Consider the following 18,761-nt stretch of genomic DNA (forward strand, 5'->3'; position numbering starts at 1 on the left):
GGTGCCCTGCTGTGGCAGGGCACCACCCCGGTCAGACGAAGGGGTTCTCGGTCGGGCGGTCCGCGCTGGTGGCGGCCTGCAGCAGTTCGGGCAGATCGCCGGGCTCCGAGGAGCGCTGGTCGATCCACCACCCGGCCCGCGTGATGGTCCGGGCCGAGTCCTCGACCTCCTGCCATTCGGCTTCGGGCAGGTCGCCTTCGAGGACCATGGCGGTGTAGGCGACGGCGAGGAGCTGGTGGCGGCACCGCACGCCCCAGCCGATGCCCCGCTCGGTTCCCTCCAGCGGCGGCATCCGGTACTGCGCGGACCAGGCGTCGGACTCCGCCTGCTCGGCGGCGCGCTTGGCCTCCAGCCAGGCCGCCTTGTCCTGCTCGTCGTCGGCCTTGGCAGCCCGCCAGCAGTCGGTGCACTCCTGCTTGGCGAGCCAGGTGGCGAAGCCGGCACGGCGGTCGGCTGCCCGGTCGGACAGGTCACGCTCGGCCTCGTGCCCACAGGTGTGGGTGATGGTCCAGACCTTCTTCACTCCCGGGGAATTGCAGTGGATGCGCGATCCGGAGTGAGCCGAGCTGTTCTGCGAGTTCATGTCGTCTGTCTTTCTTCGAGGTTGAGGCCATTGCCCTGGGGTGTTGCGTGCGCGAGTGCATCTGATGCATGATTCGCGCGATTGGTGGAGGGGAGGGGTGAGTGTCCGGAGCGGCCCACCAGCCGCATCGCCCGGCTCACCACCGACCAGGTCAGCGACCACGGAGACAAGGTCACCCTGCGGCTCGGGCGCGAACCGGTGGAACTCCCGCCGCCCCTGGACGGCCTGGCCCGCCAGCTCGTCCAACGTCGACACGGGCGCGCCGTCACCGCCCCCACCGAGGAGCCAGCGTGGCTCTTCCACAGCATCTATCCGGGCCAGCCGATCGACCCCCACCGCCTCGGCCGCCGACTCAAGGCCATCGGCATCTCGCCACGCGTAACCCGCAACGCGGCCCTGATGGACATCGCCTCCGAGCTGCCGGCCTACGTCTTCAGCCGCCTGCTCGGCTTTCACCAGAGCACCGCCGACAACTGGGACACCGAAGCCTCGGGCTTCGGCGCCGAGTACGCCGCCGACCTCAGCCGCCGCTGAGCTCGCCGCTGGCCCGGCTTCGAAGAGCGCGCCGGTGGCCATCACCCTCGACGCGAACTGCGACATCAACGAGATCACTCCCTGTTACTGATTCAATGCTTTAAGTGGTCAGTCGTGACGTGCACGACGCCCGGGAACGAGGAGAGAACCCCTATGCGACGCGTGTTCATCAAAGCGGCCAGCGTGGCCGCCGTCGGCGTGCTGGCCTTCGCCGCGGCACAGCCCTCCCAGGCCAGCACCCTGAGCAACCAGCCGGTCCGCGCCGCCGCCGAGGGGCCGGCGTACTTCGTGATGACCGACATCACGCGGGCAGAATTCGTCATCAAGCTGACGAAGAGCGCGGAGATCGAGCACGCCCGTGAACTGATCAGCGGGGAAACCGACGCGATGCCCCACGTGCTCACGCGGATCATCAAGCGGCCGGCCTCCTACAACCCGCGCTGGAGCTTCCAGGCCAACCCCGACCAAACGCAGTTCTTCGACCAGGCCATCGAGGTCTGCGACTCGACCATCCCGTACGTCGAGGAGCACCTCGACGAAGCCGGCGGCCCCTTCCTGCCCGGCCTGGTCTGGTGCGACTGGAGCTCGCGCCTCGTCAGGGAAATCCCTGCCCCGTAGGTGACCGGCCGGGCCGATCCGCGTCATACCCATCACGACGCCCCGCCCCGCAGAGGTCTGCTCGGGCCGAAAGCCACCACCAGCCGGCCCGAGCCGACCGTCCATCGCCGGTCTCGGCCTGACGCGAGAGCAGCCGCAGAGCAGCCGCCACCGGCACAGGTATTCAGCACGTTCTGATATCCGGGTTCACCAATAACGGCCATGGAGACTGCTCCTTCGGTGAGTTGGGTGTTCAGCGGGGGCGGGAGAACGCGATGCGGGGATCCACCGGGCGGGCCGGTGGTGCCGCGATCTGGGGCGCGGCGGCCGGAGCCTTGCTCGGCATGCCGCTGCGGGCCGGGCTGGCGGCGAGGGCAGCAGCGGTGCGGGGAAGCGCGTGCGGGACGAAGCCCTGGGTGCGCTCGGAGCGGCTCGTAGCCACCGGCGGGGGTGAGCGGCGGGCGACTACAGCCGAGGCGAGCTGGGGATGAACGGCCACCTGGAGGTCGCCAGCGCGGTGCAGAGCCGTGGTGGCCTGCGCCACCCGGTCGAGCGCCCCACCGCGCTCGACACCGTCGGGCAGGAGGTAGATGTCGAGCTGGTGGTCGAACTTCCAGCCGTGTTCTTCGAGGATCGGCCCGCCCCGGTCGACCGCGTTCATGGTGGAGGCCGTGGCGGCGACGACGCCGAGCCGGGGATGCTCGGCGAACGCGACATCGGGCTCCGCCGGGTGCGCCCGATCCCGGTCGCGGGCCGCAGGCTCGTCAGGGGCGGGCTCGAACTCCGGGTCATTGCCCACGCGGAAGCCGGCGCGGCGCAACGTGGTGATGGCCATCCGGGTCCGGTCCTGTCCCTGACGGTCAGGCTCGACCAGGGCGTAGAGGCTTTGCTGGTCGGCCACTTGGCGGAAGCCGAGGCGCCTGAGCATCCAGTCGCTGGTGGGAATCTCGTGTAGGCAGTCGGCGACGATCCCGTACTCGCGATGGCGGCCGACGACGATGTCGGGCTGGGCGTTGTTCTCAGAAGCGGGCATGGCAGATCCGTCCAGGTTGGCTGTGTGGGCTCGGGTGTGGGGGCGGCGTCGCGCGGGAGGGCGCGGTCAGCGGGTCGCAGCGGCGGCGCGGACGGCTGGTGGTGGCGTCGGAATCGGAGAGGGGGCCGGCGTCGGCACCGGGGAACTGGCGGCGCGGGCCGCTGCCGGTGATGTCGCACGGGCGGCAGCCACTCGGGCGTCCACGGGGATGGTCACCGCGACCGGGGCAGGGCGACCGAGCAGGCAGTGGTCGGTGTAGCGCACAGCGGGTCCGTTCTGTCAGACTTGGGGCGCCCGCACTGGGCGCCCCAAGTCCCCTTCCGTCAAAGCGGTTTGGTCAGGCGGCCATGCGGAAGTCGGTGTCGTACAGTGCCCGTTCCCTGGGGTGCAGGAGGTGCTGCACGATGAAGCTGAGGCCGGCGACTTTCCACAGGCCCCTGCCGCGGGTGAGGGCGGCGATCGCCTGGGCTTCGACACCGGTCAGGCCGAGCAGGGACATGGAGACCGCGACCTGGTCGGGTTCCTGGCGGTAGATGATCCGGGTGCTGCAGTCGGCCAGGAGGCCCTCGGCCAGGACGCGCCCGCGCGATCCGGCGTCGCCCGCGGACAGCAGGTCGGAAAGGCGGTGCAGGATAAGGAGGTTGGCGATTCCCAACCCGCGGCTGAGCTTCCACTGCTGCTGCATCCGCTCCAGCAGCGGGACGTGCCGCATGATCCGCCACGCCTCGTCGTAGATCACCCACCTCCGTCCGGCCAGCGGGTCGGCGAGCGCGGACTCCATCCAGGCCGAGGCGCAGGTCATCGCCAGGACGAGGGCCGTGTCGTCCCCGGTGCTGCCGAGTCGGGACAGGTCGATGGAGAGCATTGGCGAGGTCGGGTCGAAGCGGACCGTGGACGGTGCGTCGAACATGCCGCTCAGGTCACCGTGGACCAGGCGGCGCAGGGCGTGGGCGAGGTCGTCGGCGGCGTGCCCGATACCGCCGCTCTGGTCGCCGAGGGCCGCGTCGAGGCGTTCGGGGTGGCCGAGGATCTGCGCGATGTCGCCGAGCAGCGGCACCGTCCCGGCGGCGTGGGCCTGGGCGACGACCAGGTCGAGTGCGACGTCCAGGCCGGTGTGCTCCATCGGCAGCAGATCGCGCTTCAGCACGGTGCTGGCCAGGCTCGCCAGCAGCAGGAGCCGGCGCTTGCGGACCTCGCCCTGCCAGTCCTCCTCGTCGACCCCGGCGGGCCGCTCCGGCGCGTCCAGGGGGTTCAACTTCCCCGGGAGACCAGGGCCCAGGGCGATGGTCTGGCCGCCGAGGGCCTCGGCCAGCCCGGTCCACTCACCCTTCGGGTCGGACGGGATGTAGATCTTGTACCCGTGGGCGATGGCCCGGGTGGCGATGGACTTGGCGAGTGCGCTCTTGCCCATGCCGATCACGCCGCACAAGATCGCGTTCGGGTTGGTGAAGCCTTCTATTCGACCGGAGTTGTACAGGGAGAACGGGTCGAAGCAGAACGAGCCCTCGGCGTGGAGGTCGCGACCGATGAAGATCCCTTCGGAGCCGAGGCCGGCCTCCGCCAGGAAGGGATACGCACCCCCCGCCACGGCGGTGGTCATGCGGTGCTTGGGCAGCCGCAGGCTGCCGCCACGGGCGGAGGCCGGGCCGGGCCGACCCGACGGCGGGTAGGTGGCCTGGAGCTCGGGGTCCACACCCTCGTGCTCGCGGCGCTCGTCGGGGGCCTGGGCGCGGCGGGCCTTGGTGCGGGCCTCGGCGAACTCAGCACGTGCGGCACGCTGTTGGGCACGGGAGGTCTTGCGGGGGACGAACAGCGGGCTGGCGGTGGCGCGGTTCCTGGGCATGATCACGGATTCCGGGTCAGTGGCGGACGAGGCCGGTGAACGGGGAGTGCAGGTCAGCGGGGGTGGTGCGGCGCCGGACCAGCTGGGCGGCTTCCTGGTGCCGGCGGCAGATGGACATCTCGGGTGCGCCCTCGGGCAGGCGGGCCCGGCAGGCTTCGCGATCGGGGACCTCGCCGCTGACGGGCCGGGGCGCGCAGTGGTAGGCCGCGTGGAGGTGGTCGGCGGCCTGCCACAGGCGGGTCCGGGTGGCTCGCAGGTGGTCTCCCTCGCCCGGGAGCAGGGGCGAGGTGCGCTGGGTGTGGGCGTCGAGGAGGCCGTGCAGGGCGACGAGGTGCTCGTGCAGGGAGTCCAGCTCGGCCCGGGAGGCGACGAGGGGGCCTGCGGGGATGTTCAGCGCGCGGTGGAAGTCGAGGGCTGCGGTCGCGTACGGGACGAAGTCCTGCGCGGTGGCGGCGGTGGCCGGCATGGCGGTGCTCTTTCCGGAGGAGGGGAGGCCGGCCTCAGGCGGCGAGGGCGAAGGGCAGGGCGGCGACGGTAAAACTTTCGGCCTGCTGCCAGGTGAGCGGGCGCACGTCGAGCTGGGCGCCGACGGCGGCGGTCTCCACCACCGCGCAGGCCGAGCGCAGTTCCTCCTCGGTAGCGGCCGAGACGGTGACCAGGCCGGTTAGGGCGACATCGGCGTGTCCGGCGATCAGCTGGCGTTCGCGGGTCTTGATGTCCTGGTACTCGACGGAGTCGCTCTCGGCCTCGACCTGGCCCTTGCGGGCCCGCTCGGCGGCGTCCGCGATCACGCTGGCTTTCTTGCGCTGCACGTCGCGCATCGCCGCATCCAGGCTCTTCGGCTCGTAGGAGAGGGAGACGGTGCGGCGCACCCCGGAGGCGAAGAGCATCTGGTGCAGGAACCCGGGGTTGGTCTCGGTCCTGGGCCAGTTCTCCACCCAGTAGGTGGCGTGCACGGCGGAGTCGGTGGTGATGTGGTCGGCCTTCTCCAGGACCACCACCGGACCCGCCGCAGCCGGGTCCGCGCCGGGGCGCCCATCGGCGGACCAACGGTCAAGGGCGGCCGAGGACTTCGGATCGTAGGCGGTTCGGGCAACCGCCGCGATCTCGGCGGCGGACAGCCAGCCGGTCGGGTTGAGCCCTGCGGTGCGGGCGGACTGCTCGAACGCGGAGGTCAGTTGGGCCAGCACGCTGAAACCGCCGGTGAGCCCGCCACCGGCCTGGTTGATCAGGCGCCGCGCCGCCTTGAAGTCCAGCGCGATGGCCACGTACGCCTCGTGCGGGGCGGCGGCCGGGCCAGCGTTCTGGATCAGCTCGCCGTACAGGGCACCGGCCAGCGGCGCGTCCGGCTTGCCGTGCTCCTCCCAGTACCGGCGAAGCGCGTCACCGGTGCCGGGCACGGTCCGCTCCAGCACCTGGATCCGGGCGACGTGCCCGGTGCGGGACAGGGCCGCCAGCGCCCGGCCCCAGCCGCTGACGTTGGCGTTCTGGGTGCCGGGGTCGAGCAGGGCGTACGCGCGGCTGCTGACCTTGACGATCGCGGTCAGGGTGGCGGCGTGCGGGTCGTGGACGGCGCCGTAGCGACGATCGGGGGCGGTCACCACCCGCAGGCTCGCCGCGCTGCCGGGCAGGTGCAGCAGTCCTTCGCGGACCGGGCGGCGGGAGGGACGGACCAGCCAGACCAGCTGGCCGCGCAAGCGCCGCAGCGCGTACCGGGTGGCGATGGGAGCCCAGTCGGCGAGGGTGCGGCCCCGGTAGCGGATGAAGACGAACGCGGCGACGGCGGCCCACAGCGGGATGAGCTGGAGGGCACCGACGATGCCGCGGGCGAGGATGACCGCGAGCAGGAGCAGGCCGGTGGCCGAGACGACGATCAGCTGGGAGGCGCTGAGGCCGAGCAGCACGCCCCGGCGGCTGCGGTGGGGGAACTTGACGGAGACGGGGGTGACTTCGGGCTGCGAGGGGGAGGGCATCGGAAGATCCAGGTGGTGAGCGTGCGGGCGGCGGGCGGGGGCGCGGCGCTCTTCTGGACGTCATGTCGGGCTCCTCTGCTGGGGTGGGGTGGCCCCGGGGCGGGCGTTGGGCCCGCCCCGGGGGAGATGAGTCGGCTCGGTCAGGAGCCGGCGGGCGGGGGCTGGTTCGGGAAGACCCAGCGGGTCGGCACTGCAGAACCACCGCTCGGGGCCGGTTGCGGCGGCGCGGGTGCCGCAGCAGGAGCCGGCGCCTGCCCACCTGCGGATGGCGGCGGTGCTGTCGCCGGTGCCGGTGGGGCTACCGGGCCCGCGTTGTAGGAGCCTTCGGTGCTCGGCGCTGCGTCAGCTCCCTGAGCCTCGCCGCCTCCCTCGCCCTGGCCGCCGCCACCGGCGGAGGCGCGGGTGATCAGGGCGGGGATGCCCGGCCGCTGGACGAGCGCCCGGCCGCGGTCGCCACCGGCACCCGGATCCTCGCCGAAGCGGAAGGTGCTCGGCTGCTGGGCCGGTCCGGCGTCGATGCCCTCCTTGCTCATGCGCCCGGCGGGATCGATACCGGAGGCGACGCCGTCGCTGCCCATGCCCGGAACCTGGGCGGGGCCCTGCGGCGCGGGGGCACCGGTGCCCATCTGCATGGCGAGGCCGGCCGCCGTCTTCGCGGCGCCTGCGGCGACCGCGACTCCGGCGATTCCGGTGCGGTGCATGTCGTCGTGGCCGCCGCTGTCGGTCGCCCAGTGGACGAACTTGTACGTGGCGTAGGGGCACAGCAGGACCAGGACCATCACGACGATGCCGGCCAGCGCATCCGACAGGGCGGACATGCCGTCCTTGGCGTCCGACTTGCCCATCGCGGAGACGCCGATCAGGAACACCACGGTCATCAGCAGCTTGCTGACCACCAGCGTGGCGGTGGCCTCGGTCCAGCCGCGCCGCCAGCGCTTGGCGACCTCCCAGCCGCCGCCGCTTCCCGCGAAGATCGCAAACGCCACCAGGATCAGGACCCCGACCTTGCGGGCGACCATGACGCCCCAGTACATGAACGCCCCGATCGCGCAGCCGAGGGCGATCAGCGACGGCACGCCCCAGCCGAGGCCGTACATCGCGCCGATCTCGTTGACCTCGATCACCCGGCGGATCGCGTCGCCCACACTGGTGTTGGCCGCCTGGAAGAGCCCGTCGCTCAGGGCGTCGACCACGGTGATGGCCACGCTCGTGAAGCCGACGGCGCAGAAGGAGAACAGGACGCCGGTCATCGTGCCGATCGCGGCCTGGGCGAGGGCGCGCTCGTCCCGCCGCCAGGCGGCGAACATCAGCTGCAGGCAGAACGTGCCGACGATGAGCGCCAGGCCGATCGGCAGCAGCAGCTCGTAGTCGGTTCGGAACCACGAGGCGTTGAGGTCGATCGCGGTGGTGGAGTTGACCGCCTTGGCGGCGAGGTCGGCTGCGCTGGAGGCGAGTTCACCCGCGGACTTGGCGATCCACGCGCCGATGCCGTCGGTGACGGCCCCGGCGGGGTTGTTGGCGAAGTTGACGGCGTCGCAGACGTCGTTCATCAGCGGAAGGTCGCAGACTCCCATAGCTATGCCTCCTTTCCGGAGCGGGGGTCAGGGCGCGACGGCCGGCAGGACGCCGACCAGCGCGCAGGGCTGGGACGGACGGCACTGGACCGCGAGCGTGGTGACGCGGTCCTCCGCGCCGCCGGCGGGCGAGCCGTTCCACGCGATCGACTGCTTCCCGGAGACGGTGACGGCGTAGACGTACGCGGTGGTCAGCGCGCCTGGGTCGGCCTGCAGGGCCCGGGTGAAGGAGTCCGGGAAGTGCGCCTCGGCGACAGTGGCGGTGGCGAACTGCCCGTTGGTGGCCATCTCCTGCCACAGCGTGGGCGAGGGGACGCCGGCGTCGACCGAGGCCGCATCGGCGTACTTGGTCTCGGTGGTCAGCCACCCGTGCAGGGCGCTCAGCAGCTCGGGCTGGGTGTAGGCGCGGGTGTCGTAGGACCACAGCGCCACGGCCGCCGCCTTCCCGAAGGCGATCGGGTCGTGCGTCGACGGTGCAACGGGCAGCGCGCTGTGGCTCCCCGGGAGCTGGGGCGATGAAGATGCGGCAGAGGACGGGAGAGGAGTGGAGAGATTGGCCGAACTCGGTTGCGAGACAGGAGGCTTGGGCGTGGTCCTGCCGTCGCGGGTGAGGTAGGCGGCCAGGCCGGCGAGGGCGACGAGCACCACCAGGGCGGCGGTGCCGAGCAGCGCCCGGCGGCGCATGCGAGATGCGCCGCCGGGGTTGTGGCTTCGGGCAGGCATCAGTGGACCTGCGTCCCCAGCGTGCTGAAGAACGCGACGATCCCGTTGCCCGCGCCCAGCAGCAGGGCGGCGCCCGCACTGACGAGGACGCCCTTCTTGCCGTTGGCCTCGGCCTGGTGGCCGCCCGAGTGGTGGCCCCAGGCCCACACGCCTGCGCTGACTGCCAGCGCGCCGACCACGGCGATGATCCCGAACAGGTTGATGGAGCCCATCACCTCCTTGAGCACGCTGAGGCCCGGCAGGCCGCCCTCGTTCGGGCTGATCCCCGGGTCGTAGGCGAGCTGGACGGCCTTGTCGGCGAGGTACATAGGGAACTCCAGTTCGATTTTGGGCACGCAAAGGTGCGCCGAGAGAGGCGAGGGGGAAGGGGGGAGGGTGAAGCGCCGGTCAGACGACTCGGCGGGCAGCGACGATCTGCGACTGCCAAGAGGCGAGCGTGTCGATGGAGACGACCGCGCCTGTGTGCGGGGCGTTGATGATCAACCCGGAGCCCATGAACATGCCCACATGGCCCGGGTTCGCGGCGCTGCCGTCGCTGCCCGCAGTGAAGACGAGGTCACCCGGCTGCAGGGCGCCGACCGAGACCGGCTTGCCCTCCGCGACCTGGGTGAACGTGGTCCGGGTCAGTGACACCTCGGCCGCCTTGTAGGCCATCTGCATCAGTGAGGAGCAGTCGCAGCGCCCCATCGGGTCCGGGCCGTGGGAGTCCGTGCAGGAGCCGCCCCACTGGTACTGGGTGCCGAGCTGACCCATGGCCCAGCGGATCGCCGTCTGCACCTGAGCCGGAGCACCGGCAGGGATCGTGTACCCGGCCGGCACCGAGCCCGGCGGGATGGTCCCGAAGTCCGTGCCGTCACCGCCGCTCGAGCAGCCGGCAGCGGTACTCGGGGCGGGGCTGCTCGATCCTGCGGACCCGGACGGCGACGGACTGGGCGACGCAGTGCCGGTCTTCGTCAGCAGCGGCTCGATCGCCTTCTGCAGCGCGGTCGCCAGCGGCTCCCACTTCGCATAGGCATCCGGCAGCCCCGACTTCTGAACGGCCTGAGCCGCCTGGGTGACGGTCATCGACTGCCAGCCCGGGACCTGCTGTAGTGCCGTGAGCGAGGAACTGAGACCCTGGCGGACCTGCGCCGTGTTGCGGGTATGAGCACGGAAGAGACCGCTTCTATGCTTCGGCGCAAGCAGGGCGCGCAGGGTCTGCACATCAACGCGGAGAAGATCCGTGACCTGGAACGCGGTAGACGCGTACGTGGCTGGATGTGGCGATCTCCCGAAACGCTGGGGCAGGTGGCGCGCATGCTGGCCCACGTCTATAGGGTTCCCGACCGGGTGGTGATGGATGCCTGGCACCGCAGTCGCCCGGAAGACCCTCTCCCGGTGCTCCCTGGTAGGCGTGGCGGTCAGCCGTCCGAGGAATCAATGACTGCCTGGCACGCCCTAAACGACCGGCAGCGAGACTATCTGACCTGCATTTTTCAGCAGGATCAGGAGGCCGAGGAGGAACAGCGGCAGAACCGCTATGCGGGAGCTGAGCACCGGCCTGCGACTGAGTGGCGACGCATGACACTGGCGATCTACGCACCGGCCGACGTCGTCGGCTACACCCGCATTCAGTCGCGGCTGCGGGAGTCTGGCGTTCATGACTCGGGGGTCGGTTCTTCGGTGGCAGCCCTGGAACGACGCGGTCTGATCATCGCTTATCGGGACCGGGTCTACATCGACGGGCTAGGAGACGTACCTCGCACCCTGGTGGAGATGACCCGGCGTGGCCGGGCGGTGGCCCGCGCAGCGCTCGGTGTTCGCCGCGAAGCGGAACCGCCCGCGCCGCTGCTGTCGTCGTGGCTGTGGAAGATCGTGCTCCGTGTCGCGCGCGCCGGGGCGCATGGGGTGGACGGCAGTCTCTCCGGACGGGGGCCGCACTACCTCGCGGTGGGGCAAAGTCCTGACGGGCGCACCCCGAGCCGGGGTTTCATTGTGCTCCGGCACCCCGATGGGGTGACTCACGGGCCGTACCTGTGGTTCATCACCGACTCCGGGCGGCGCCACATCACTGACCATCTCAGCGCCTACCGCGCCCTGTATCCCGGTATCGACACCCAGGGCATCGAACAGATCTTCGCCTGAACTTCCTTAAGGGTTCCAGGGGTTCACTGTCAGTGCCCTGCCGTAGGGTTCCGACTCGTGATTCAAGCTGACGACAGGACAGACATCCAGCAGACTCATGTTCTGCTGGAAATCGTCAAGGCTTTCGCAGTGTGCGAGCACGCGATGGCTGGCGAAGAGCTGGACGGCCCGAAACGTCTGGACCGTCTTATCGAGGCCCACGGCATCCTGATGGCGGCATGTGGCCCCGGGCATCTGATCCGGTTCGATGAGCTGCTGGGCAGGCTCACCGGCGACCGGGCGGGCTCCCTGGAGGGGCTGCTGCCGGACTGGATAGACACCAAGGATCTCGCCGGTGTGCGGCTCATGGACAGCGAAGGAGTCGCCACGGAAGACGGGTTCGACTTCCGGCAGGAAGCTCAGCGCGTCATGCGGGCCGCGCAGAAGGTCGGCAAGTTCACCGGTCAGGTGACGAAGCCCAAGCTGGATGACGAGTACAGTCAGGAAGCCGTCTTCAGTGCGATCAAGGGCCCCTTCTATGAGAGGCACCGCACCACGCTGGTGGAGAACCCGACGGTCCCCACCGGCAGCCTCTCGGACCTCAAGCTGCCGTCCCGTGCCAACGACTTCTACAAGTCGATCGCCCAATACGCGCAGTACAACGGCTGGTGGTGGCCGTGCCCTGCCTGCAAGTGGCCGATGAAGGTCGCGGTCACCAGATCCGGCGCACGCACCCAGGGCAGGGTGCGGTGCCTGTACCCCTGGCACGAGGAGACGGGCGCGTCCTACGAGTTCGTTGTGACCGCCCGGAAGAAGACGGCGCCTTCCCTGAGCCCGACGTTTGGGTGCCGGGTCCCGTCGGGACGGTTCGCGACGCTGTGGACCGGGGCACTGCCGCAGGTGCCGCAGGCCCAGCCGGTCGAGGAGCATTCGGTGCTGGTGCGGCCAGTGTGGCGCTACACCGTCGTTCCCGGCCTCCCGGAGCTCAGCCTTCACCGGGCCGTCGCGGCAGCTCTGGACGGAACCGGCTGGACGTCACATCTGTGGCCCAATGGCGACCAGTGTGACCACTGGATTACCCACCAGGACCGCGAGAAGCCTTGGTTCCCGGCCGACTTCAAGGACTACACGTGGGTGAACCACCTGGTCAGCAAGCTCCACATGGACAGTGGTGACAAGGGAGGTGCGGAGTACCTGGTTGTGCCTGACTACCGCCAAGAGCAGGTGGCCCAGCTCGACATGGTGTGCCGCGGGTATGGGATGAAGGCGGCGATGACCGCGACGGCCTACCTGGAGATGGTCGTTACCAAGATCAAGGAGGGCCGGGCGTGAGCGGGGAGATGACGGGGCGGGAAGCTGGTCTGGCGGGGGCGCTCGCGCTGGCGGCTCACTACTTCCCCCGCAAGGACGATGAGGGCCGAGTCCTGGCCGGTTTCGAAGAGGCCACCTTCTTCGCCCACCGCAAACCGCGCGCGTGGTCGGAATGGGCAAGGCTGCCGGTAGCCGAGCGGAACGTCATCCGTCAGGTGATGGTCCTGATGTCGCAGGAGTGGACCGACCCGAAGAGGCTCAAGGCAGCAGCCCTCGCGCTGATCGGAGCCCTCGCCCCCGACCCCGACATGGCTGACAGGTCAGGCGGTTCGCTGCGGCTGCCGGCCGGGGAGCCGCAGCTGGCCGACGCGGTGATCCCCCGGGTGGGAGGGGATTGCCTCGCCTACGCGCAACGCATTACCGGCCCCTTCTTCACCTTCGGCAAGCGTCCCAAGGCGCAGGCGTTCGCGGGCCCGGGAAAGCACAAGACGAGGACCGCCTACCTGGGAAAGGAGCACGGCACGACGAGCCGGGACATCCACATCCAGGAAACCCCCGGCTTCCTTGAAGCACCTGGCCACGAGGTTCTGCCGCAGGTGAGGACCCGCCCGCAGCACGACCGGGTGGCACCAACGGTGAAGGAACTCCTGACGGTCGCCAAGACCCTCAGCGGCCGGGACAAAAGCGTCGCCTACCTGCACAAGACCCTGAAGCGCTTCTTCAAGGGCATGAAGACCACCGACGGCGAGCTGACCGAGCTTGACTTGACCTCGGGGGATCTCCAGGTCCTCAACGCCCCCACGGGAAGCGGCAAGACAGTCCTGGTACGGGTCATGGCGTCCTGGGCGGCGCTCAACGGCATCCGGATCGCCCTCGCCGTCACCGACGTCCGCGCAACCCTGGACATGGCAGCCCCGGGAGGCCGTCCTCGTGGGCATGGTGTCTTCAGGCCATGTTCTGCCATGTAGCCATGGGGAGCCCGCCGTTCGCGTCATACTGTCCACACTGCCTCACGCAGTGTGATCAAAATGAGGGCGGCTCCCGCCCGGAGCCTCCTGTTCCCCGGATGGGAGCCGATATGGCAAGGCCTTCACGCTTCCCCTTGCGCGTGCTCATCCCCCTGCTCGGCATTGTCCTGGCCACCCTCGGCCTCCCTCGGCCGCCGGCCGCCTGGGCCGACACGACCGCGGCGGTGGTCTCCCCCGAACCGCCGGCCGCACGACTGGTCGGGCTGGACCGGAACGGCGACCTGGAAGCCTTCGTCCGTTCCCCCGACGACGGCACCGTCTGGCACGCCGGCCAGCAACAGCCCGGCACCAACTGGAGTGACTGGACCTCGCTGGGCGGCGCCTCGGACACCGACCCGGTAGTGGCGACGAACTCGGACGGACGCCTGGAGGTCTTCCTCCTCAAGAACGGCGTCCTCACCTCGCAGGCGCAAGCCGGCAACGGCTCCTGGGGCACGACCTGGACGCAGCCGCATCCCGGACACCTCGACAGCGAGGTGTCGGTCGCGGCGAACCTGGACGGGAGCCTCCAGGTCTTCGGGGTCGCGGCCGGCGGCCTGTGGACGATCGCCCAGACGGTGCCCGGAAGCGTGCAGGGGGAGAACTGGGACCCCTGGACCACCGCGGGTGCCCCTGGTCCCGGCGTCTCCCTGGTCGGCCGGCCGGCAGTGGCGCTGAACGCCAACGGGCAGCTGCAGGTGTTCGTCCGCGGCAGCGACACCGAGATCTGGGGCGCGACCGAGACCAGCGCGAACGCGAAGGAGTCGTGGAGCGCCTGGACGCCCATGTTCGGGAGCACCCAGGGCGACCCCGCCGTGGCCCGCAACCAGGACGGACGGCTGCAGGTCTTCGCCACGGGCATGGACGGCAACGTCTGGTACGACACCCAGACGAGCGACGGGACGGGGTGGACCGGCTGGGGGGAACTGGCGGGCGGGGGGACCCCGTTCGGCACCATGGCGGGCGACCCGACCGTGGCGACCAACGCTGACGGGCGCCTGGAGGTCTTCGCGCACCTGTCCGACGGCACGGTCTGGCACACCAAGCAGACCCAGCCCGGCAGTACCACCTCGTGGAGCGTGATGAGCGCTCTGGGCACCGCGGGCGGCGACCCGACCGCGGTCGCCAACCAGGACGGGCGCCTGGAGTTCTTCGACCTCCAGAGCGACAACACCCTTGGGCACCGCGCGCAGAACGAGCCCGGCGCGCCCCCTCCCCCCACCGACGACTGGGCCGCCTGGGACAACCTCGGCTACGGCTTCGACCCCTGCCGGGGCACCGGCACACCGACCTGCCTGAGCATCCTCAACGCCGGCGACGGAACCGCCCTGGCACCCGCGAACACCACCGACGCGAGCCCGTGGGTCGTCTCGGCCCCTGCCCAGAGCGGCACCGCCGCCCAGCAGTGGACGATGGTCCGGGACAGCAGCGGAAGCGGTCTGTTCCAGCTGAAGAACAAGGCCATGAACAACCTGTGCCTCGACACGGCGTTCGACCTCGGGCAGGGCGCCTGGCGCACCAACCTGGTGACCTGCAACAGCCAGGATGTCGGCCAGCAGTGGTACGTCGAACCCGGCAGCACACCGGGGACCTACCAGATGAAACAACTGAGCGGCAACGACGGCTTGGTGGCCACCTCACAGGACCCCGGCACGGGCGTGGACACCATCGTGATGGGGGATTCCGCCCAGTCGTTCGGGGGCTACAACGTCTGGAAGCCGGGCACGTCCTCCGGCGTCATGACGGGCATGGCCCAGTTCGCGGCCCAGTACGGCCTGACCCTCTGCGCCAAGGACAACAGCACCTGCAGCTTCAGCGTCGACAAGAGCCTTCCGACGGCCTACATCGAAGGGCGCACCTGCCTCAAGGGCACGCTGTACTACAACGCCACCAATTCCGTTCAGACGCCGTTCGCCAGCATCACTGACACCACCGGCTGGGAGAACACCGTCGGAGGCTCCCTCACGCTCGGGGGCTCAGTGGGAACCGGGCCGGAGGCTGCCATCTCGTTCCAGGTCTCATCGTCCGTCACCGCGTCCTACTCGCACAGCTTCATCGGGACGCAAGCGATCCAGTACTCCTCCTACCTCACGCTCCAGCCAGGGCAGTACGGCTGGCTGGAGACCGGAACCGTCACCAAGAAGGTCACCGGTACCTGGTCCTTCGACAAGAACCGGGTCGCCTGGACCACACTCGGGCAGAGCTCCGTCCACGCCTTGGACGGCACCGACAACGCCGGCAGCACCGTGAAGATCGTCGAGACCTCGACGAACCCGCCCAGCAACTGCTGACTCCCGACTCCTGGGTCCGGGTGAGGTGAGTCCGGCGGCGGTTTCCTCGACGGCATTCGCCAGGTGCGTGAAGTAGCACTGACGTCCTCACGCCGCACCCGCACACCGCACCCGCGGCCACCCCTCTCTGTCAGCCTTGGGTGAGACGTCCCGCTTTGTCGGGTTAGCCTGAGAGGGCCCGAGTAGGAGTTCCATCCCTGATGACCAGCACCAATCCGTCCGCTGCCGACCCGGCTCCCAGGCCGAAGCGCCGCACGTTCAGTCCCGAGTACAAGCTGCGGATCGTCGCCGAGTACGACGCCGCGCCCAAGAACGAGAAGGGTGCGGTTCTGCGCCGCGAGCGCCTGTACCACTCGCACGTCACCGAGTGGCGGGCCGCGCGCGATGCCGGGGCCCTGGAGAACCTGGTCGACCACCGCACCAGCCCGGCCCGCCCGAAGAAGTCCGCCACCGAGGTCGAGAACGAGAAGCTGCGCCGGCAGGTGGAACGGCTGGAGAGGGAGCTCGCCCGGAACAAGGCAGCGTTGGAGGTCCTGGGAAAAGCGTCGGCGCTCTTGGAAATGATCTCCGAGAGCGCGGACTGAAGCACGCCGCGGACCCCGTCGTGGACGAGGCGTTCACCGCCGTCGAACACGAGCTCGGCACCACGGCCGCATGCCGGCTGACCGGCCGCTCCCGGGCCACCCACTACCGCAGGCTTCAGCCGACGCCCGCACGCAAGCCCAGGTCGCCCCAGGTCCAGCCATCGGCCCTGACAGCCGAAGAGCGCACTGCGGTACTGGAGTTGATGAACAGCCCCGAGTACGCCGAACTGGCGCCCGCGCAGATCTGGGCCCGTGAGCTGGACACCGGGCGCTACCACTGCTCGGTCTCCACGATGTACCGGATCCTGCGTGAGCGGGGGCAGTCCGGTGAGCGCCGCCGCCAGGCCACCCACCCGGCCAAAACGGTGCCCGAACTGGTCGCCGACGGCCCCTCGCAAGTCTTCACCTGGGACATCACCAAAGCTGCCGGCCCCAGGAAGGGCATCTGGTACCACGCCTACGTGATCATCGACATCTTCAGCCGCTACATCGTCGGCCACACCGTCGAACTGGCCGAATCAGCCGAGCGGGCGGAGGAGTTGATCCGCGAGACCATCGCGCGCAACGGCATCGTCCCCGAGACCGTGCACGCCGACCGGGGCACCTCGATGACCTCCAAGAAGGTCTCCCAGCTGCTGATCGACCTCGGCGTCACCCGGAGTCACTCGCGTCCGAAGGTCTCCAACGACAACCCTTACAGCGAGGCCCAGTTCAAGACCACCAAGTACATGTCCGACTACCCCGAGCGGTTCGACTCCCTGGCCCATGCCCGCGAATGGTTCGACGCCTTCATCTCGTACTACAACCACGAGCACAGGCACTCGGGTATCGGACTTCACACGCCCGCCAGCGTCCACTTCGGCACGGCGGAGGAGATCCGCGACCAGCGGTCCGTCACCCTCGCCGAGGCCTACGCGCGCCACCCCGAACGCTTCGGCCGCCGTCCCAGACCACCCGAGATCCCGAAGACGGCATGGATCAACGACCCCGCCAAGCGCAGGGAACCCGCACCACAAACCTCATAACGTCACGACCGTCTCACTGGACTTGAAATCTTCCGCACCGGTTGGGCCCGGTCGTGCTCCACGCGGGGTCTGGCAGGCGTCCATGGCGTCCATGGCGTCCATGGCGTCCATGGCGTCCACCACCCCTGAGGTGGGCGCGACCGGGCTCGCCCCCGGCTGCGACGCGGACGGAGTCACTGCGAGTGCGGTGCGATGTCCTGAGCTCCAACCGGGTGTTCCCCGCTGAGGAACCGGTCCTCGCACCAGGCCACGGCGTCATCGCGGGTGGTCGTCCAGGAGCCGGGGTGTCCGTCGGCCTGGTCGAGGAACGGCTGCTGGAGGGCGATGGCGACGTGGTGGCCTCGTCGTTGGAGGTCCGCCAGGGTGGCGATGATCATGGTGGCGGGGCCGGGGCTGATGCCGGTGACGGCCGTGAGGTCCAGGACCATCGCGCCGGGTGTGGCAGGGGTGGCACGCACCACGGCGTTCAGGAGCTGTTCGGTCTCGGTGAACTCCAGGTCACCCTGGGCGCCGACGACGGCGATGCGCCGCGGGTCGCGATCCAGGACCGCGGCCTGCGCGGAATCGCGGGCACGGGAGGACCGTGCCGCGTGCACGGTGTCCGTGACCGTGGTCGTCAGATGCACCGGCGCGTGCATGAGGTGCAGTGAGAACCGTTCGGACATCTCGGTGAGGGCGGCCACGGCCCGTACGGGGTTGCCTTCCGTGTCCAGCGGCGTGCTGTAGAGCGCGATCCCGAAACGACCTGGGCTGGCCGCGATCAGACCGCCGGCGACGCCGCTCTTGGCCGGCAGGCCGACGTTGAGCAGCCACTGCCCGGCACCGTCGTACATGCCGCAGGTGGCCATGACGGCCAGGGTCCGTACCGCGACGTCCTGGCTCACGACACGTTCACCGGTGACCGGATTGAGGCCGCCCTTGGCCAGGGTCGCGGCCATGACCGCCAGGTCGGCCGCGGTGACGCGCACGGAGCACTGGCGGAAGTAGGTGTCGGTCACGGAGTAGGGGTCGTCCTCCAGCGATCCGGCCGAGCGCATCAGATAGGCCAGCGCGCGGTTTCGGTCGCCGCTGGCCGCCTCGGAGGCGTACACGTCCTCGTCGTGGTCGAGGGGGCGGCCGGCGAACGCCGAGAGCCAGCCCAGGATGCGGGCGGAGCGCGCCGCGGGGTCGGCCGCCTTGACCAGGGCAGTGGTGGCGATCGCGCCGGCGTTGACCATCGGGTTGGCCGGCCGGCCGGTGCCCGGCTCCAGACTGATGGCGTTGAAGGCCTCACCGCTGGGCTCGGCACCGACGTGCCGGAGCATCTCGTCGGGCCCGAGGTCGGTCAGGGCCAAGGCGTAGACGAAGGGCTTGGAGACCGACTGGATGGTGAAGGCGGTGTCGGCCTTCCCCGCCTGGTAGCGGTGGCCGGACATGCTGGTGATCGCGATCCCGAAGTCGTCCGGGTCGGCCTGGGCGAGTTTCGGGATGTAGGAGGCGACTTCACCGCCCGTCAGTGCGCTGATGCGCCGATGGAGCTCGTTGAGGGACTCCGTCACCGGATCCATGAATGCCTCACGCTTCCTGTCGCCGCTTCACTC

Annotated in this window: 17 protein-coding genes and 1 pseudogene; 8 read left to right on the top strand and 10 right to left on the bottom strand. The window is 70.0% G+C overall.

Features of this window, described 5'->3' with window-relative positions:
• Positions 1-31: 31 nt before the first annotated feature.
• Positions 32-583, bottom strand: a complete 552-nt coding sequence (locus OG455_RS38170; RefSeq protein ID WP_266301352.1) for a hypothetical protein — start codon at positions 581-583, stop codon at positions 32-34.
• Between the two features lie 84 nt (positions 584-667).
• Between OG455_RS38170 and OG455_RS38175 the strand changes: the two genes are divergently transcribed.
• Together OG455_RS38175 and OG455_RS38180 are read left to right on the top strand one after the other, a co-directional pair.
• Positions 668-1,117: a hypothetical protein gene (locus OG455_RS38175; protein WP_266301830.1), complete on the top strand. Its 450-nt coding sequence runs from the start codon at positions 668-670 to the stop codon at positions 1,115-1,117.
• A 153-nt stretch (positions 1,118-1,270) separates the two neighbouring features.
• The gene (locus OG455_RS38180; protein ID WP_266301353.1) at positions 1,271-1,735 is read left to right on the top strand and encodes a calmodulin-binding protein; all 465 of its coding nucleotides are present in this window, start codon (positions 1,271-1,273) and stop codon (positions 1,733-1,735) included.
• A 232-nt stretch (positions 1,736-1,967) separates the two neighbouring features.
• Here OG455_RS38180 and OG455_RS38185 read toward each other — a convergent pair whose 3' ends face one another.
• The 8 genes and pseudogenes from OG455_RS38185 to OG455_RS38220 all read right to left on the bottom strand — a co-directional run.
• Complete coding sequence (locus tag OG455_RS38185; RefSeq protein WP_266301354.1) at positions 1,968-2,747, bottom strand: hypothetical protein; 780 nt, start codon at positions 2,745-2,747, stop codon at positions 1,968-1,970.
• A gap of 337 nt (positions 2,748-3,084) precedes the next feature.
• Positions 3,085-4,590: an ATP-binding protein gene (locus OG455_RS38190; protein ID WP_266301355.1), complete on the bottom strand. Its 1,506-nt coding sequence runs from the start codon at positions 4,588-4,590 to the stop codon at positions 3,085-3,087.
• Between the two features lie 16 nt (positions 4,591-4,606).
• Positions 4,607-5,056, bottom strand: coding sequence for a DUF6238 family protein (locus OG455_RS38195; protein WP_266301356.1), 450 nt, complete (start codon positions 5,054-5,056; stop codon positions 4,607-4,609).
• A 34-nt stretch (positions 5,057-5,090) separates the two neighbouring features.
• The gene (locus OG455_RS38200) at positions 5,091-6,563 is read right to left on the bottom strand and encodes an SCO6880 family protein (protein WP_266301357.1); all 1,473 of its coding nucleotides are present in this window, start codon (positions 6,561-6,563) and stop codon (positions 5,091-5,093) included.
• A gap of 140 nt (positions 6,564-6,703) precedes the next feature.
• Positions 6,704-8,137, bottom strand: a complete 1,434-nt coding sequence (locus tag OG455_RS38205; RefSeq protein WP_266301358.1) for an ATP-binding protein — start codon at positions 8,135-8,137, stop codon at positions 6,704-6,706.
• Positions 8,138-8,164: 27 nt separating this feature from the next.
• The gene (locus tag OG455_RS38210; RefSeq protein ID WP_266301359.1) at positions 8,165-8,860 is read right to left on the bottom strand and encodes a hypothetical protein; all 696 of its coding nucleotides are present in this window, start codon (positions 8,858-8,860) and stop codon (positions 8,165-8,167) included.
• A complete protein-coding gene (locus tag OG455_RS38215; protein ID WP_266301360.1) occupies positions 8,860-9,168 on the bottom strand; it encodes a DUF6112 family protein in 309 nt (102 codons plus the stop codon). Before OG455_RS38215 ends, OG455_RS38210 begins: the two co-directional genes overlap by 1 nt.
• A 79-nt stretch (positions 9,169-9,247) precedes the next feature.
• Positions 9,248-9,952, bottom strand: a pseudogene (locus OG455_RS38220) (C40 family peptidase); the annotation flags it as partial.
• Positions 9,953-10,003: 51 nt separating this feature from the next.
• Between OG455_RS38220 and OG455_RS38225 the strand changes: the two are divergent.
• The 6 genes from OG455_RS38225 to OG455_RS38250 all read left to right on the top strand — a co-directional run bounded on the left by OG455_RS38225 (position 10,004) and on the right by OG455_RS38250 (position 17,181).
• The gene (locus tag OG455_RS38225; RefSeq protein ID WP_266301361.1) at positions 10,004-10,984 is read left to right on the top strand and encodes an XRE family transcriptional regulator; all 981 of its coding nucleotides are present in this window, start codon (positions 10,004-10,006) and stop codon (positions 10,982-10,984) included.
• Between the two features lie 57 nt (positions 10,985-11,041).
• Positions 11,042-12,295: a hypothetical protein gene (locus tag OG455_RS38230; protein ID WP_266301362.1), complete on the top strand. Its 1,254-nt coding sequence runs from the start codon at positions 11,042-11,044 to the stop codon at positions 12,293-12,295.
• On the top strand, positions 12,292-13,242 hold the full coding sequence (locus OG455_RS38235; RefSeq protein WP_266301363.1) for a hypothetical protein: 951 nt from the start codon (positions 12,292-12,294) through the stop codon (positions 13,240-13,242). The genes OG455_RS38230 and OG455_RS38235 overlap by 4 nt, the downstream gene beginning before the upstream one ends.
• Positions 13,243-13,382: 140 nt before the next feature.
• On the top strand, positions 13,383-15,572 hold the full coding sequence (locus OG455_RS38240; protein WP_266301364.1) for a hypothetical protein: 2,190 nt from the start codon (positions 13,383-13,385) through the stop codon (positions 15,570-15,572).
• Between the two features lie 200 nt (positions 15,573-15,772).
• Positions 15,773-16,156, top strand: a complete 384-nt coding sequence (locus OG455_RS38245; RefSeq protein ID WP_266288802.1) for a hypothetical protein — start codon at positions 15,773-15,775, stop codon at positions 16,154-16,156.
• A gap of 20 nt (positions 16,157-16,176) precedes the next feature.
• Entirely contained in the window at positions 16,177-17,181 is a 1,005-nt protein-coding gene (locus tag OG455_RS38250; RefSeq protein ID WP_266288800.1) for an IS3 family transposase, read from the top strand.
• Positions 17,182-17,354: 173 nt separating this feature from the next.
• Here OG455_RS38250 and glsA read toward each other — a convergent pair whose 3' ends face one another.
• Positions 17,355-18,728: a glutaminase A gene (glsA, locus tag OG455_RS38255; RefSeq protein WP_266301365.1), complete on the bottom strand. Its 1,374-nt coding sequence runs from the start codon at positions 18,726-18,728 to the stop codon at positions 17,355-17,357.
• Positions 18,729-18,761: the final 33 nt, after the last annotated feature.

It is taken from the genome of Kitasatospora sp. NBC_01287, from assembly GCF_026340565.1.
In the GTDB taxonomy this organism is placed as follows: Bacteria; Actinomycetota; Actinomycetes; order Streptomycetales; family Streptomycetaceae; genus Kitasatospora.